This is a genomic window from Persicobacter diffluens (genome assembly GCF_036244895.1).
Taxonomy (GTDB): domain Bacteria; phylum Bacteroidota; class Bacteroidia; order Cytophagales; family Cyclobacteriaceae; genus Persicobacter; species Persicobacter diffluens.
The window spans coordinates 859,607-877,511 of sequence record NZ_BQKE01000002.1; the positions used below are offsets into that span (position 1 = coordinate 859,607).

A 17,905-nucleotide genomic window follows, 5' to 3' on the forward strand; every position below is an offset into this window, starting at 1 on the left:
TAAAACCTGCGACAGGCCTCGTATTATAAAAAAGCTTTTCGAATACACTTGCTTAACTTATTGCTCCTCCCGAATTGCTGAGGGCAATTTTCCGTAAGTCTGTTTGATTAATTTGGAAAACTGCCCCATATGCGTATACCCTACCCGGTGGCCGATGAGCTTCACGGGCCAATCCGTATTTATCAACATTTCTTTGGCGACTTCTAACCGATGGGCCTTCACATAAGCATAAAGCGACGTCCCATAATATTCTTTAAAGATCTTCCGCACATTGGATTCACTCATTCCCATACTCCGCGCTATCTCTGTTGAGGTCGGTGGTTCCTGATAATTCTCTTCCAGCATGGTTTTGATATTTTCTGCCTTTTCCATCAGATATCTTTCCCTCACATTTTGACAAGGAGCGGCTTCAGCGATCAAATCATTACGATCATTAAAATCTGAAAAGAATGTAGCCAATAAATCATAGGTTTTGCTGATGGCTTCAATTTTAGCCATCTTAGTTCCCCAAACCGTAAATAAACTATCCAATCGAACCCCTACCTCCCGACTGTAAGATATACTATAACTGAAAGGCTCCTTATTCACAAATTGCTGAAATAAAGGGTGGTGCTCGCCTAAAATCTCCAACAATAATGGTCGATAAATTCGAATCCCGATATGCTTGGTCCAGCTGTTCTTTTTTAAATGCAAATGGCAAGGTTTATTGGAGACAAAAACCCACTTGTTCCCTTCGGTTTTTAACCCATCCAAATCCTCCATTTCCTGACTCCCCTCCAGATTAAAATATAAAATGAGCCCATCAAATTCTTGCGCATCCTCACTAAAAAAAAACCATCAACTTGAAAGCCTCCACGCTTTCAAATGAAAAATAACGGTTAAAACCAAGGGCTTCTTTCTCCCAGGTCCCCTTAAACTCAATCCCGCCAAATAAATGCTTATATAACTCTGCCTGCTTTTTTAGTGGGTAATTCTGAGGGGAAAATTTGATGCTTTTCATTATCTGGGTGCTTTTTTTCCTTCAGCGAAGGATCCTCGCCTATGAAATTGGTTTTGAATTTTGAATCAGTTTTAACGAACCAATATGATTGTTCTTTAATATTAACCCAACCTTTTGCAAATACCAAGCATCGAATCACACTTTTGCGATACCCTGTGAGAATTTAAATCCAACAAACCCCTAAAATAACCCTATGTTAAATAAAGAGCCTTGTGCAACATTAAATCCCAATGTCCAGCACCCTTGCCTGTTGATGCCCCACTCCTTCTATTACAATTTTGTCATCGGTTAGCTCAACTAATGCATAGCTTGTTTTTTCTTTCCCGCATTCATCCACCATGCCCGGCAAGGTCAAATAATGAATCCCATTAATCTGTTGATACACATTTTGATGCAAATGCCCCTGAAAAACCGCTTTTACATTCCCAAACTTTTCCAGAAGATGGCGTACTTCAGCAGCGTTATTTAAATGGTACTGATATTGGTGCTGTACCTCATGTAGCAGATGATGTGAAAAGATAATGGTAGGAAGATGATTTTCCTTCAAATCATTCATCAACCAAACAAATTCCGGCGCTGGCAAATTGACATCCTGCCAGTCAAAATCACCTTTATGATGATCTTTCCCTTCCCGATCATAATTGCCATCCAATACAATAAAATGCCAGCCGCCACTATCAAAAGAGTAATAGGATTTGTATTTCGGAATCCCTGTGTTTTCTACCGCAGCCAAAAACTGGGCTTTGGAAATACTATCCACATCATGATTTCCAACGGCATGATAGCGAGGCCCATGAAACTTCCCGTAAGCAGCCTCCAGGGTTCTTAAATAATTCAAAGTGCTGGCCACAGTAGGTTCCGGAGCTTCATCTTTGAAATCTCCCAAGTGCATGACAAAATTCACTTCTTCCTGATTCATGCTTTGCACAAAGTCCTCCATCCTCTGAAGAGAAGCCCTGTAACACCTGTTACCTACCGCCTCGCGATCAGCATAGTGAGTATCTGTCAATAAGCCAAAGCGAAAGCCACGAGCCTTAGATTTACCGGCTTTTAAAAAATTTGGTTCTATAAATCCCAAAGCCATCAATAAGGATAATCTCCTAATAAAAAGTCTTCTATTCATATTTTAAAAAATGAGAAGAGGAGAGTTGAATCAAAACTACACTATAGGATATACAATCTCCTACTTCTCTCAAAATTTACACAGAGTCCCGTTAAGTTTAACTAATTAAACAACAGTTGCGTCCCTAAAGACCCAATTGTTACATCACACATAACTGGCTGCAAGATATATTTTAGTTAGTTTAAGTTCTAATAGTTGATGTTGTCAGACATCAATAAATCAATATTAGACATCTATTCTTTCAGGATCTGGAAGCGCTTCTGAATTAACTCTCCCTGACTGCTCCAATATTCCACCGCGCCTAACATTACCTGAGGCAAATGAATCGAAAGATCCAACTGAACCTCAGCACATTCTCCTGGAAATGAAAAATACTTATTCTCCAAAATACTTCCCTGTGCATCCATAATAGAAACGGTTTTAATCCCCTGAGCTGATTTGGGGAGCTCAATGTTTAATATTGACTTAACCGGGTTGGGGTAAATCACCACATTTTCAGCCTCATTATCCACCATCTTTGGACCAGTCGGAACATCCTGATCTGGCCTCCTTTGACCTATAATATCAAAAATCATCACATGATCCCCCTTCTGTGGCTCTATTTCCATTTTTATAGCATACACATCAGTTCCGGTAAATCCGTTCACCTTATAAGTATAATAGGTGAGGGCCTTACATTTATCAGCATGATCTGAGGCTTTTTCCGGGGTAATCAAGCTGGTAGGCTGAAAGCTTCCTCCCTTGGTTTTTGCAATAAACCACTTAATATTTTGAGGCGCAACCCCATCCCAGCAAATCGCAAAATTCATTAAACGTACCGGTTGATTAAATCCAAACGTAAAATCAGCCTCCCCTTTATCTTTTGGCTGCCACTTCATACAAAGGTCTCCATTAATGGCACTATTCGGGCTGCGATAAGCCGTATTATCATCCTTAGTTGAGGAAGCAAAAGTAGGTTTTATGGGGCTTTCATCCCTATAAGTTCCCGTACCCACATAGGGGTGAATATCCCAATGAGAACCAACCAGGTTCCGAAGAGTCCAGCTTGACTCTCCAAATTCCCTTACCCAGTTCATCCTGTTGACTGCTCCAATCTCCCTTACTTTTCTACTATACAGCCCAACATAATCTAACTGAATAACATTCACTACTTTTTGCGAATTTAGATTTTGCTGAATTAATGCCTCATAATTTTGTGCTATTTTATATAACCGATGAGCTGAGTTGGCAGATCTTGTGGTGGATTTATTCCCAGCAAAATTGTGATTTGGATAAACGTTCACATTCATCATGGTATAGCTTTTTGAAGATTGTAAATCCAAACCCACTCTGGCGACCAATCGTTCTTTAGCATAATCATCCAGATGCTGAACGCCTGAACCTACCTTTTCCTCCCCATTTTCCCACTTCTTTACATATAAATCCTCCCAGTCACTTTCATATTCGGCTTTAAAAGGCAACATATAAAATACTCGCTTTCCTGAACACAAAAGCTCTTGCAATGTGGGATACCTTCTTTGGGCGGTGTACCGCATCAATTTCTCTTCCCAAAGATAATCAGGCTCGTACACATAATTCAGCAATCCACTATCATGAAATTTATCATCCCTAAATTTTTCATATATTTTTTTATACCCATGACAGCCTCCTGCCTCCTTAATATCTGCCGTATTCACAATCATAAAACGGTAAGGATCCGCCTCTAACCAGGGACGAAGGTCATAATTCATAATTTCCCAGGATTTGGTATAACCATGAATCGGGTTCCCATGAGCAAAAGTTACATTCAATCCAAAACACCAGGCCGGATCTTTGGGAATTAAATCCCACTCCAAAAACCGAACTCCCTGCTCCAATTGCTTACGCATGGACAATTCATGATTTTGAGAAAAGGTCTCAGAAAACTTAGTACCCATATACCTCTCATCATTATTTGCATAAGCGTTATGAGACCCTAAAAAGGTTAATTTATTAATAGGCGTACGCATCATTTTACAAGTGATTACGAAACCATCTATTCGAGTGACAATATAATTGTCTGGTTTGCCATCACAATCCGTACACGGGCTATTTTGTGCGTAAACCCATTGTGATACTAATAAAAAAAGGAATACTAATAAACAATTTTTCATTATTGAAAATTTATAATATGAATTGATAAACCCCACATACCAACTCCATGAATTAAACTGTTAATTAGATTACAAGCATTGAAATATGGGGAGGAACAACCTCCTCCCCCATTCTTACAGTTAAAAAAATAAGTGAGAAACAATCAAAACCGAAGGGGTGATAACTCCTCTACCCCCAATTTTTTAATAGCGCTTGTTCAAAACCACAGCATCCGACTGCCTATTCGAATTTTGGCTTTTAAACAGGCTTTTAATATCCAATATTTTGTTTCAATAAACCTCCGGAACGCGCAACCTCTGCCTGAGGGAATGGGAAAAGCACCACTTTATCTGTCCACTTTTCGCCATAAACCTGAGCCCCTATTCCCCAACGCACCACATCGAAAAAACGCTGGCCCTCAAAAGCCAATTCCATATGTTTCTCATGGTGTAAGGCTGCAGTAGCATTCAGCGTACTTTCTCCCAAACCTGCACGCGCACGAATACGGTTAATCTGCACAAGGGCTTCCGCCTCTCTGCCCTGCTCAATCAGTGCTTCGGCATACAAGAGGATCATCTCGGCATAGCGATAAAAGCGCTCATTATTGATCACTGTTCGGCCATCAAAGGGACCGTCCGGAGTTACAGACCTTCTTCCATTATATTTTTTGATATGGTGGCCGGTTTGGGAAATGGTATAGTCCGTTCTAAACGGTTCATACAACACCTCTGCACCATCCAGATTATAGTAGACATCCCCATCAAAATAAACAGAAACCTCTTTACGCAAGTCTCCCGCCTCAAATTTGGCAACAAAAGCCGGACTCGCCTCAAAAATTCCGATAGACTGAATGCTGGCCTCATTGCCCTGGGAATCCTGTAAAATACGATTTGGAGGAACACGACGACAGATCCCATTGAAATAAGCACGCTGATTACCTTCCCCATGACCACTCCCCTCGTCTTCCCCTATCCAGGGATTATTCTCTCCGGGAATCACCCCTGCCTGAATTTCAAAAATAGATTCTGCATTATTTTGATTATCCGCCGCAAAAACATCTTCATAATCCACCATCAACTGATATGCACCCGCTTTTTCAATCGCCTCGAAATCAGCTATGGCCGCAGGCCAATCCTTTTTCCAAACATTTACTTTTCCCATAAATGCTTTCGCGGTCCACTTGCTTGCACGCCCTAAATTATTACTGTCCCAGCTCTCCGGCAGGTTGGTATAGGCTTCTTCAAAATCTGCCAGAATACTTTTGTACAAATCTTCCTGGCTGGCATTCGGCTGCGAGGCCTCATTCACATCCGTGATCCGCTTCAAAACCAAAGGAGGCGTCCCCCAAAGCTTCAAGGCCTGGAAGTGAAGAAAACCACGGATAAATTTTGCTTCTGCCCGGAAGGCCTTCTTTTCAGCATCTGTCAGCTCATTTTCCTCCTCTACCTTTTCGATAATCGTATTGGCACGCATAATTCCCTCGTAGACATAGGCATAAATGGCCTGGATTGATTGGAAAGTAGGACGAAAATCCAATTCATCCAACTCCCGAACATCTTCCCGCATACCCTGCTGGGTTTCAAACAACACCCCTTCCACCGCATCATCAACCAGATTGGACAAACGGATCCACTCCGAAAAATTCACATTAGGCATAGCCTGACGAATCTGATATAATTTTTGCCAAGAAGAATAAGCCGCAAAGGTAGCCCCATCAAAATCTTCTCTGGTTTTAAAATAACTGGCTTCCGTAACTTTATCTAAGGGATCAAGATCAAGATTGAAACACGCCTGCAGTGTAAAAATCATAAGACCGCAGAAAATGTATGATAACTTTTTCATACTATTTATATCAAGAATATTTTAATACTAGAATTTAATTTGAAGTCCGGTTTGTACCACAATCGGCATTGGGGTGGTACCATCATCCTGACCGGTATCTAAACGCACACCGGAAAGATCATTGTCCCAGGCTGCCACCCCAATGGTTGCCTCCGGATCCAGACCGGAATACTTTGTAAAGGTTAAAGCATTTTGAACTCCTGCAAACAAGCGCAAATAGCTGATCTTACCCTTGGTTAAATGAGAGAGCTTTTCTGCATTCAACTGATAACCAATTTGAATATTTCGTAAACGCAGGAAGCTGGCGTCTTCTATCCAACGATCTGAAAGCAAGGAATTGCCATTTTCATCAGTCGCGGTAGCTCTAGGCAGGCTTCCATTGGGATTTTCAGGGCTCCAGCGATCCAAAACCGTGCGGAGTTGATTGGAGGTAGACTTCATACTTTCCAATTCCATACGTGCTGCATTCAGCATTTGAACACCCTGAACCCCTTGCCAAACCATGGAAAAATCCCAGTTTTTATATTTGGCGTCAATATTAAATCCATAATACATATTCGGGATGGCGCTACCAATTCCGGTCCTGTCTGAGGCATCAATCTGTCCATCACCATTCGTATCCAAAAAACGAACATCTCCGGCCTGTGCATCGGGCTGTAACATATTTCCATGACGATCCACATGCGCTTCCACTTCTGCTTGAGAGCGGAAAATCCCATCTGTTTTATAGCCATAAAACTCTCCCACTCTTCCTCCAACCTGGGTGATGTAAGCATCGGAAAGATGAGGAACAAAACCGTCGATAATCTTTGTATTTTCCTGATCCAGCGCCATGACTTCATTTTTCACCGTGGTCAGATTACCCCCGAAATTCCATTCCCAGTCCCCAATGCGTTTGTTGAAATGGGCAGAAAATTCAAAACCATTATTGCGAACCTCTCCGGCATTAATAGTGGTTCCCCCTACATATCCGGCGCTTCCGGGCAGGGTCACATCCAGCAAGATATCACTAGTCAGTCGATCATAATATTCTGCCGTGATGGAAAGTGCGCCATTAAAAAACACCCCATCAATACCGAAATCCAATTGATTAGAAGTTTCCCAACGTAAATCCGGATTAGGCATAATCAGGCTGGCCGCCCCTTGTCTTCCGCTACCGTCAGGCCCCAGGATATAATAGACATTCATGTCCATGGCTGGCAAAAAGGCAAAGTTGTTACCCGTAAACTGATTACCGGATTGCCCCCAGCCCCCACGAATTTTCAAAAAGTCAATTTGAGGAACATTGAAGAAATCTTCCTCTGTCAACACCCAACCCGCAGAAAAAGAAGGGAAAATACCCGTGCGGTTTTCCTTACTGAATCTAGAAGAGCGGTCATTACGAATAGTCGCGGTGAAAAGATATTTATTATTATAATCATAGTTGATTCTCCCAAAGAATCCATCCAGTGTAAAATGATCCATCTGCTGGTGCACCGCATAGGTTTTAGCTGTCTGAATCAGTTTAATATCCCAGTTTGGAATTCCGAAACCACGTGAGCGAATATGCTGACTTTTGTTGTACATGCCTTCATAACCACCCATCATGCTCAGATTATGCTTTCCCAATTGCAAATCATAGGTCAGCACATGATTCAAATTTAAAGAAGTATTGAAGGCATCCACCATCCCGATAGTATGCTCATCTCCTCCCACACGATGGCCAAGCACACCATTCAAGCCTTTATTATACATATTATTCTTCCGCATAAAGTGATCCACCCCGAAAGAAGCGCGATAGCTTAAACCCTTTGCCAATTCCAGCTCCGCAAAAATATTCCCCAACACGCGTGTGTTGTCCCAAACATTATTATGAATTTCCTCATTGCTCTGCGCCAGAATATTGGCCGTAGTGGTAGCGGCTACACCGGCCGTCTGCTCATTAACCAATCCATAGCCAAGCGGGCCATCGCCATAAATAGGAGTATAAGGGGCATTTCTGGCTGCTGCGGTTCTCAAACCATGCAACTCGTTATTAAAACGACGCATCCCGGTTTGCTCATAACTTAATTGAAGACTTTCCCCTACTTTTAAACGATCCAATAATTGCAGTTCGGTATTGGTTCTGAATACAAACCGCTCATAATCGGATGCTTCAGAAATGGATTGTCCGTTGTAATAATCCAAAGAATTATAATATTTTAAACGATCAGAACCTCCACTCATAGAGATATTATGACTCTGCAGCATCGCCCCATTTCTAGTAATGGCTCTCTGCCAGTCCACAAAATCATCCCCTCTGAACCTGCTTAAATCATTCCCCAAGTCAGACTGAAGATCAATATAATCGTCGACCCCTAAAACCTCATAACTTTTAGGATTGAACTGAAATCCCAATGTCGTATTATAAGACAGGGTCATCTTTCCCTGATCTCCCTTTTTGGTAGTTAACAAAATCACCCCATTGGCCGCTCTGGCGCCATAAATGGCCGTAGCAGAAGCACCCTTCAATACATCTATTGAAGCAATATCATTATTAGAAATGGAGGAAGTAGGGTTACCTATCACTGGAAAACCGTCCACAATCCATAAGGGCTCATTATAACCGATCGTTCCGGTACCACGTACCCGAATATTGGCCGGCGCTCCGGGTTCCCCGCTTTCTGCCGTTACCTGAACACCGGAAACTTTACCGGCCATCATTTGATCCACACTGGAAAACACCCCTGGTAAATCTTCCTTGATCTTAATGGAGCTGATCGAACCAGTGACCGTTCCCTTCTTTTGAGTACCATAAGCGACCACGACCACCTCCTCCAACTCTTGGGTATCTTCCTTCAATATCACCTGAAAATGAGTCTGATTGCCCACCCGCAAAATTTCATCGGAATAACCAATGAAACTAATACGCAACTGATCCTCAGCACTGGCCTGCAGCTGAAAGTTACCGGAAATATCGGTCAGCCCCCCCCCCTGTCCTTCGTTAATGGAAATTGTGGCGCCAATCACCGGCTCTCCCTGCTCATCGGCCACCGTTCCGCTAATGCGTCTTTTCTGCTGTTTGTCCGCTTCCGTTTCCGGCTTCCGGCTGATTACAATATTTTCTTCAATTTGCTGAAAACGGTACGCAGGATGAGTCTCCAACAGCCTCAAAATTTCCGACAGCGACTTGCCCCGGGCTTGAAAAGCCACCGTTTCATTCCGATCGACATCTGACTCTGAAAAGATAAAATTCATCTTATACTCCGCTTCCACATATTGAACCAATTGCCCAATCGTGAACTTCTCCTGCGCAAAAGCATACTGCTGTTGCAAAAGGGAAAGGCACAGCAATCCCATGACCAAAAAAAATCCGGCCCTTTTCCTTAACAGATAAGGATTTTTCATAAATTTACATTTAAGAGTTATAATTCAGCCTCTGCGCACCGCCAAGCTTGCTGAGGCTGTTTTTTTTTATTCTAATAAGTATCTCTGCTGCTGTTTCTTTATTTTGCCAGCAGACAAAACCTCCAGTGTTTGCAGCATACCACTTAAACTACCAGTTTTAAATTTACCGGATATACGTTTATTTTTTAATTGATCACTTACCTCAATATCAATCCCATACCAATCTGTAATATCAGCGACCACCTGCTGTAATGCCGTTTGATGAAAAAGCATACTCCCCTGCTTTCTGGCTTCGACCTCCTGAACATCAAAAGGCTGAACAGAAAAATCTCCCGCCGGCAAATCAAATCGGAAGGATTCACCAGGGCTTAACTTCAAATCCTTTTCATTTCCATCTATCCGCATATTCACCACGCCCTCGATCAGGGAAACCCGCTCCTCAAGACCACCGACAGGCGCCTTCACTTCAAATACCGTTCCCAGCACACGGACTTCACTATTAGCCAACACTACCGAAAACGGATGCTCTGGATTAGCCTCCACCTCAAAATGCCCTGTCCCCCTGAACTCAATCTCCCGAATATCCTCATCAAAACGTTCCGGATACCTCACCTCACTATTGGGGTAGAGAATCAGCTGACTACCATCCGGCAAAGTCAGCTCCCGAATTTCTTCATGCTGACTGGCCACTGCGATCATGGGTACTTCATTCCACCAGTGATAGCTCCCCAGTCCGAAAGTCAATAACAAAAGCAAACTGGCCGCCATACCGAAGGCCCACTTTTTGGAAATTTCAGCACTCCCTTTTTGAGGATTCAATGCCGCTTTTTCCTTTTGATGAATGCGTTCATTGATTTGATTAAAGCGGATGTATTGATTAATATTTAGACCAAGCTCTTCTTTTCGGCTATAAATCATTTCTAACACCGCCAGGTCTTCTGCCAGTGAACCGGACTCCTCCCGGGCTTTGGAGAGGAGCTCCTCCTCCGCTTTGGATAACCGGCCTTTTAGGTAATCTATTAATTTTTCCTCGCTATATTGATGTTCTCCTGTCATACATTAATAAGACAACTGAACCCCTATCATACCCTGATGAAAAAATACGGATTAACAAATAGATAATACGCCAATGCCCTAATCCACTAAAAATCAAAATAATATTTTATGAATAAAAACACCCCTTAACAATGGGGTAAAAGGCAAAGCAGCTCTTTTAAAGAGAAATAAAAAATGAACTAGGAGCCTGTCGGATTTATACCAACTTAGTCTATTGGCGAAATATTATTTGGGGATACATTTTACAATTGAAGAAGTCTCGCATCAGACCCTTGACAAATTACATTTGTAACGATGTCGACCTCACGGTGTAATAAGTTGTCAAAAAAATATTTTGTAATTTTAATGAAATCACTGATAACCCAACAGGCTTCTATACTGAATACCTTATCTGTATGCCCGGGCCACCTTTCTCAGCGCCTTCAGCACCTCACTCATATGAGATTCAACGGTTTTAATGGAGATCCCCATTACCTCTGCTATTTCCTTATAACTCATTTCCTCGTCCCGGCTGAGCCGGAAAATCTGTTGCTTGTTGTTTGAGAAAGACTGAAGTTCTTGTTGGAATAAAAATTGCAATTCATCTGCCTGCTGCTGATCTGCCATTTGATCATGTGCCACTTCAAAGGCCTCTTCCACTCCAACCTGCCGGGACACCCCATGCTGTTCTTTATAATTCAAAGCCTTATTGCGCATCGCCGAGAAAAGGTAGGCTTTCAAAGAACTCTTCACCTGCAAATCCTCCTTTTGCTCCCACAGTTTACAAAAAACATCCGCTACCAAATCCTCCGACTCCTGCGCTCCTAAACCAAAACGCATTCCGAATATTCGTAATGGCTCAAACAAATCGAAAAATATGCGTTCAAAAGATTTCTTAGTCAGAGGGGGTTCAAAAGGATACTTTGAGACGCTGGAATTAAACTTTAACATGGAAACTTAAATTTGCCATAAGTTAGGAGTTTAATATGAACTACATATTACCATTTTTAACCATACTCAAATCAGGCCAGAGTGAAAAATAATAAATATAACTTATAGCAAAATGAGGTAGAAAAATTTCTTTCCCGATAAACATCCGTTGTTTTCCTCCTAAAAATTCATTCCTCTAAATTTTGTAGCTGATTTCAATGCTCAAAGCTCTCAACAAATCATTTGTGAAACCACGCTTATAAATGCTCACAAAAAAAACCGACCATTTCGGCCGGGGCGATATGCTTTTTGTAAGCTCCTCAGAAATTCTCTAATTAAAGCGAATTCTAATCACTACTGTTAATCAGGTTATTAGCATCCAGATCGGCCTGTGGGATCTGCATGACCCAACGGTCATCCAGTGCCGGCACCTCCATTACCAATGCCATACTAGTGGGTATTGTCACGGTTCAGCGCTTCACCATTACGTTTCATATCACCGAACTGGTTACGGTAAGAGAACAATTGGTTAGCGGTCATATTTGTCCCGTCAAACTGGGTCTTGGACGTACGGCCATTTACCGGTTGTGCATCTCCGTACAAGCGGTTCTGGTGAGACATCTCCGTACGGGTATAATAATCCAAAGACATATTGTAACTACTCAGCCCTCAATTATAATGAGTAAGCCATCATTAACGCCATTCTAAGCTTGTCAAACACCTCAAATCCCTGTTTGGCAAAGGTATCAATCGCAGATCGGATAACAGCATAGCAATCTGCCCCGGATATGGAACGGAATCCACCGGATACTTTTAGCATGGTTTTAATGTTTCGGATAGCTCTATCCGAAAGAATATTATCAAATGGAACTTCTTCGAAATATAAAAATGTAAATACTGCGTCAGGTCACTTATTGAGCCTTGCCCGAATGTTTCTTACTTCATCAATTTCATCGTAAGAAGTATCCCTCAATAGTTCTTCTAATCTTGATTCGAAATCTGGTAATTTAAGGCGCTACAACAATAAACCCAGCGTACATTATGTTAAATTCATTGAGTGAGTCCTCAGCGAGCAACAGCCAGATAACTAAGCATGATTTCAAAACTGCACCTTCCAATGCCAACTGGAATTATTAGAAAAGATCTTGGATCACTCCCCCACAACAGGGAAGATTTCCAGTCCATATAATCAGGTATTGCCACAGCCATGATCAAATTATCAGTGAAAATTAGATTCCAGGAAACTTCAAATTTTTATCACAAATTCCGGCTTTTAATCACGCCCTATAAAAATCTAATAGGATTATAATCAAAAAGCTGATCTTTGCCGGGAGAGATATACGTTTTTATTCAAACACCAACTTTTTTCAACTATGAAATATTTACTTAGGGTCTGCTTAAAAAGGTCTCTTTATTTTTCTTGAAATTTGGTTGACCAATTCCAGCTTCGATTATTGATGTTACTAATGCCCATAAATCATATTCATAAATAATGAAAAAAAGGTCAAAAAAGATTCCTTTCATGAATCTTTCAAGGTTAGCAATAAAGAAGATGGCACCAATCCAAGAATTTGTGGTGTCTGATCTTCGTGCCTTAATATTATTCAATCCATACCCTCTTTTAGTTTGTCCAAATTTTCCTTCTACATGACTCCTCAATTTTTGATGGATAACCTTATTCTCTTCCCGCTCTTTAATTTTTTCAGGATCTTTAGGAGGAGCTCCAAGAGGTGAGCCGACGAAAGTTATATCATTTTGATCATAAACTTCTCTAGCATTTCGATTTCCATAAATTTTGTCTCCAACAATTCCATTTAGCTTAGTGTGAGGGTGCCGTAGTTTATGTGCTTCAATATGCTTTTTGATAATCTCCTCTTCCCCTTCATAGTATGCTTCAAAATCATGATGGTCAATATAAGAATAGCCTTGGTCAATAGATATTGATATTTTAGCTCCAAATTCAACATTCGCTCCAGACTTCCCTCTTATGATGGGGCGAATATGTGGTTGATATAAGTTTACAATACGGAAACCAACCGTATTTTTCTTCTCTTCAATCATTTCCATTTGTTGGCGATACACTTCTTGAATAACATACAATAGCTTCAAAAAACGCTTATTCAAAGGAATACCTACCTTAATTTGGTCTAATAGACGATGAATATGCCCTATATTTCGATGAAGATACTGTAGTTGTTTTCGATTTGCAGCCCTCCAAAAATCGGCGCCTTTCTTCTTTTTTCTTGTCAACGCTAGAAATTCTTTTTGGGCTTTTTGTCGATAGCTTCTAGGTTTCTTAGCATCTGTTTTAACAAATTCCCATAATATATCGATGATTTTTTCTGATTCAATGCGAGCCTTATTGATCAAAGCCAGGTCGGTCGGATAAGGAATTTCTTGCACCGCTACAGTAGCATCAACTGAAATCGAGTTTTCAATTTCAGGCTTCTTATATTTTGTATCACTTTCTACATTTTTTTCATCACGAAGTTCGCTTTGCTCATCAATACTAACGTCATGACTCTGGAGTAAGTGACTTAAATCATTAAAGTCTTTTATGGTCAAACGCTTTCTAATTGTCGGAAATAATGAAGAATCGAATACCTGATCATGTTGAAATTTATGCAATCCAACAAAGTATTGTAGATATGGACTTTCTTTGATTTGTTCAATTGTTTCTCTATCAGACAACTTATATTTGTGTTTGATAATCAAGGCTCCAATCACTAAACGCGCTGGTTTAGGTCTAGCTCCTTTGTCGAAGGACATGTTCCGTTCATAGATCCTTTTTAATTGACTCCAAGGAATTTCTTTGGCCATAATAATCCATCTATTATTGGGATTAAGGCCACCCAAATACGGGTCCATAAAATCAGAAATCTCAAGTTGATCAGGGGAATGCTTAATCATAGTGCAAGCTAAAAAAGTAGGAAAGGAGCCCTGGGGCTATTTAAAGGACAATTTACAAAATTTCCCCTTGCACTAAAAGAGATTTAATGTGATTTAATAAGTTGATCTTCAGTCGTTTTTAGATAATTCGAGCTATTTCAGCAGACCCTACTTATTTTACTCTTGATAGGCGCTCTACAAGCGTGCGCAGTCATCAACAAACACCCACAGGAAACCAACCCCACAGAGTTGAAGGGCATCAATGAATTAGAATAATTTTTTCAAGAAGAATAGACAGAAGGCAGCCCCGGCCGGGGCCAGCCATTTTTTCCCACAAAAAAAGAGGCCGAAGCCTCTCTTAAGTGTCATTATCAATCAAAATTCGTATTATTTTTATTTCTATATAATCCTTTCGTTCAGGAGGTATACCTCACCCCACCAATCCATCATTTCCTTAATTTAGCCTGTAAGCCAGCGAGCTGGAAAATCACCAGAGCATTACACCACACAAAACGTTCCGGACACCATTACAAGCGCCCTTCAAAACTTGCTAAACTAATGAAAACGAGCAGTTCAACCCCTTACTGCTCCATAACATTGTTAATAGCTTCACGACAGCCTCTTATACCCTACACTTTCAGATGCAGGTGCTGCAGCCGTATTATACGGCCATTCCTGCTTTAATTTCTTTCGGCCCAAAACCGAATTTCTTCTTCATCGCCGCGGAAAATTGCCCCATATGTACATAACCAATTCTGTTACCCACCACATTAATTGGCCAATTGGTTTTCTCCAGCATTTCTTTGGCCAGATTGAGGCGATAATCTTTCACGTATTGATACATTGAGATATTGAAAACCTGCTTGAACATTTTTCGCAGCAAGGTTTCACTTACTCCACAATGACGGCTTAACTCCACTTGTGAAGGTGGATTCAGGTAATTTTGCACCAACAGATCACGTGCTTTCATCACCACCTCCATTTTATCCGCAGAAAGGTGAACGGTATTTTCCGAATCTTTTTTAGCCTCAATACTTTCTTCCATATTTAGTAATTTCACAATCATGACAAATAATTCATACGCTCTGGCTTTGGCATGATAAGGACCTAAACTGTTCCCCCACTCACTAAATAAATCCTGAAGCACCACATTAATTTCATCGCTTAATGCTTTATATATGGTAACAGGTTGACCATGTTCAATTTTAAAAGAAATAGGATGACCCGGACCCAAAATCTCCAAAAGTAGATCGCGGTGAATCCTCAGATTGATGTGGTTCACCCAGGTACCCTTCTGATACTCTACAAAACATGGCTGATTCGACAAAAACACCGCCCCGCCCTCACTAATCGCGCGCTGTTCCTCTGCTTCCTGCCATAAACCCTTACCATCTAAACTAAAATAGATTGGGTAATACTCCATGTTTTCTTTATGCTCACGCTCCAGACGGACATCCTCATCAATGAACATGGAAGCCTTACTGATTTCGAGCTTATCAAACTCAAAAAACCGAAAGCTTCCTACATCTTCTTTCTCCCAAATATTACCATTTACACTACCCCCAAAAGTTTGCTGTAAAAACTCAGCTGCTTCTTTTAACCTACAAGGCTGATAACTTACCGTTTTCATTTCTTTCTTTGTTGACCGTTAACCTCAATTGTTTTCTGTAAATAAGTTGTGGAGTCGTGAGCGGTTAAAAAATCCCAATAGTCAAAGCCCTTGAATAAATTGTAATAAATCCATATTACCTTTCCAATGCCCATCCTTAAGCCTCAGCAATACGATTAAATCAATCGAATTACTGACTTGCTCAAAAACAATTTCAAAAGTGCAGCCAAGCCACAAAATATCCCATTTTGAGGTAAATTTTTCGAAAAAAAAACAGAAAGGAGTAGTTGTTTAAAAACAAATAATAAACGCATTGAAAACATCAAAAACAGCCATAAAAATCCCTTATTGATGTTTTTATCATTTTATAATTGTAAAATAAACAACATTCTAGCCCGGAGCAAAAAATCATTTTTAATATAAAAAACACACTTCAGCTTCATTCTTTATCTACTCCTTAAGACACCCACCCCAAAACACTCTATAAATCAACACGCTACCGTCATGGAATGGATTAAAATCAATCTGAAGTGAAAATATCCCAATTTGCGATCTGTAAAAACAATAAAACTATCCGCTTCACCTTAAATCACCTCTTGCTTTCAAAAAAAAACGGATTTGTACTTTTCAAATTACCACTAAAGAAAAACGACTTCTCTAAAAAGGAGTGTATTTTTAACAACATCCCTAATTCCTGTTTTAAAAACAACAAAATTCAGGATTGCAAACCTTTGAGCTTAAAAAGGAAAAAGAATAATCTAAGCTCCTCTTTTGTTTGAACAATCTGCCGTATTTTCCCTCTTTATATAAAATGGTATCAACCACGACTACTGAACTCATGAAAAAATTTTTCTTACTCTTAAGCGTGTGGATCCTGCATGTTCAATTTCTTATGGCACAACCTCAGGTCCAAAGCGGTCAACTAGAATCTCTTGGGATTTTTAAATCGAATTTTGTGCAAGACCGTCAGGTGGATGTATGGTTACCGAATGGTTATTCCAGTGAGCAAAAATATCAGGTACTCTATATGCACGACGGACAAATGCTTTGGGATGCCAATACTACCTGGAACAAACAGGAATGGGAGGTGGATGAAAATATGGGGAAATTACTTGAAGACAAAAAAGTTCCACCATGCATTATTGTTGGCGTTCATAATGTAGAGGCCATTCGCCATGCGGATTATTTCCCCGAAAAACCATTTAAAAGCCTAAAGAAAGCCAGCCAGGATTCGATTTATGCCCTGAAGCGCGGAACTGAGCCCCTTTTTGGAGGGATTCAAATCGATTCGGATGATTATTTAAAATTTCTGGTAAAAGAATTGAAACCCTATATTGACACCCATTATGCTGTTTATACAGATCGGTCGCACACCTTTGTGGCTGGTTCTTCTATGGGGGGCTTAATTTCCATGTATGCCATCTGTGAATACCCGGAAATTTTCGGAGCCGCAGCCTGTATTTCCACCCATTGGCCAGGGATTTTTTCCAATGAAAACAATCCGGTACCTCAAGCTTTCTTCAATTATTTGGAAAAGCACTTACCGGATCCAGCCACCCACAAGATTTATTTTGATTACGGCACGGCAACATTGGATGCCTTATATGAAGTACACCAATTAAAGGTGGATGAAATTATGAGGACCAAAGGTTATACCGCTGAAAATTGGGAAACGAGAAAATTTGAAGGGGAAAACCATTCGGAAGACAGCTGGAAAAAGAGACTGGCTATTCCATTTACCTTTATCATGAATTAAAAAAAGAGAGATATACTGAAAAGGAGGCGGGGGGCTCCTTTTTTTATTTCCGCGCCTTCCACCAAATTATGGTTAGCTCATGGTCTTATGCATAAAAAATAAGTCCGGTCATTCGATGCATTTTATTTAAAATTTAAGCGTGCCGTTTTCATTTTTTCTTGATAAAAAACGAAACAAAAAATCAAGGCTGTGATCAATACTGGCGGACCACGGAACTGCTGACGGAATCCATCAAGGCCTTAT

At 40.7% G+C, this 17,905-nt stretch carries 13 protein-coding genes; 1 reads left to right on the forward strand and 12 read right to left on the reverse strand.

The window, feature by feature from the left end:
* Nucleotides 1-57 precede the first annotated feature (57 nt).
* From AAA970_RS17780 to AAA970_RS17835, 12 genes are all read right to left on the reverse strand, one after another.
* On the reverse strand, nucleotides 58-693 hold the full coding sequence (locus tag AAA970_RS17780) for a helix-turn-helix transcriptional regulator (protein WP_338238238.1): 636 nt from the start codon (nucleotides 691-693) through the stop codon (nucleotides 58-60).
* Between the two features lie 130 nt (nucleotides 694-823).
* The gene (locus AAA970_RS17785; protein ID WP_338238239.1) at nucleotides 824-1,000 is read right to left on the reverse strand and encodes a hypothetical protein; all 177 of its coding nucleotides are present in this window, start codon (nucleotides 998-1,000) and stop codon (nucleotides 824-826) included.
* Between the two features lie 220 nt (nucleotides 1,001-1,220).
* Entirely contained in the window at nucleotides 1,221-2,123 is a 903-nt protein-coding gene (locus AAA970_RS17790) for a metallophosphoesterase family protein (RefSeq protein WP_338238240.1), read from the reverse strand.
* Between the two features lie 233 nt (nucleotides 2,124-2,356).
* Entirely contained in the window at nucleotides 2,357-4,255 is a 1,899-nt protein-coding gene (locus tag AAA970_RS17795) for a hypothetical protein (protein WP_338238241.1), read from the reverse strand.
* A 250-nt stretch (nucleotides 4,256-4,505) separates the two neighbouring features.
* Complete coding sequence (locus tag AAA970_RS17800) at nucleotides 4,506-6,077, reverse strand: RagB/SusD family nutrient uptake outer membrane protein (RefSeq protein WP_338238242.1); 1,572 nt, start codon at nucleotides 6,075-6,077, stop codon at nucleotides 4,506-4,508.
* 27 nt (nucleotides 6,078-6,104) lie between these two features.
* Nucleotides 6,105-9,443 (reverse strand): SusC/RagA family TonB-linked outer membrane protein, encoded by a 3,339-nt coding sequence (locus AAA970_RS17805; protein ID WP_338238243.1) that lies wholly within the window; start codon nucleotides 9,441-9,443, stop codon nucleotides 6,105-6,107.
* 66 nt (nucleotides 9,444-9,509) lie between these two features.
* Complete coding sequence (locus AAA970_RS17810) at nucleotides 9,510-10,499, reverse strand: FecR family protein (protein ID WP_338238244.1); 990 nt, start codon at nucleotides 10,497-10,499, stop codon at nucleotides 9,510-9,512.
* Between the two features lie 387 nt (nucleotides 10,500-10,886).
* Entirely contained in the window at nucleotides 10,887-11,429 is a 543-nt protein-coding gene (locus tag AAA970_RS17815; RefSeq protein ID WP_338238245.1) for a sigma-70 family RNA polymerase sigma factor, read from the reverse strand.
* Between the two features lie 429 nt (nucleotides 11,430-11,858).
* Entirely contained in the window at nucleotides 11,859-12,059 is a 201-nt protein-coding gene (locus tag AAA970_RS17820) for a hypothetical protein (protein ID WP_338238246.1), read from the reverse strand.
* A 22-nt stretch (nucleotides 12,060-12,081) separates the two neighbouring features.
* On the reverse strand, nucleotides 12,082-12,228 hold the full coding sequence (locus tag AAA970_RS17825; protein ID WP_338238247.1) for a hypothetical protein: 147 nt from the start codon (nucleotides 12,226-12,228) through the stop codon (nucleotides 12,082-12,084).
* A 566-nt stretch (nucleotides 12,229-12,794) separates the two neighbouring features.
* Nucleotides 12,795-14,318, reverse strand: coding sequence for an IS5 family transposase (locus AAA970_RS17830; protein WP_338236349.1), 1,524 nt, complete (start codon nucleotides 14,316-14,318; stop codon nucleotides 12,795-12,797).
* A 640-nt stretch (nucleotides 14,319-14,958) separates the two neighbouring features.
* Nucleotides 14,959-15,927, reverse strand: coding sequence for a helix-turn-helix transcriptional regulator (locus AAA970_RS17835; RefSeq protein ID WP_338238248.1), 969 nt, complete (start codon nucleotides 15,925-15,927; stop codon nucleotides 14,959-14,961).
* A gap of 871 nt (nucleotides 15,928-16,798) precedes the next feature.
* Here AAA970_RS17835 and AAA970_RS17840 point away from each other — a divergent pair.
* Nucleotides 16,799-17,662: an alpha/beta hydrolase gene (locus tag AAA970_RS17840; protein WP_338238249.1), complete on the forward strand. Its 864-nt coding sequence runs from the start codon at nucleotides 16,799-16,801 to the stop codon at nucleotides 17,660-17,662.
* The last annotated feature ends 243 nt before the right edge of the window (nucleotides 17,663-17,905 follow it).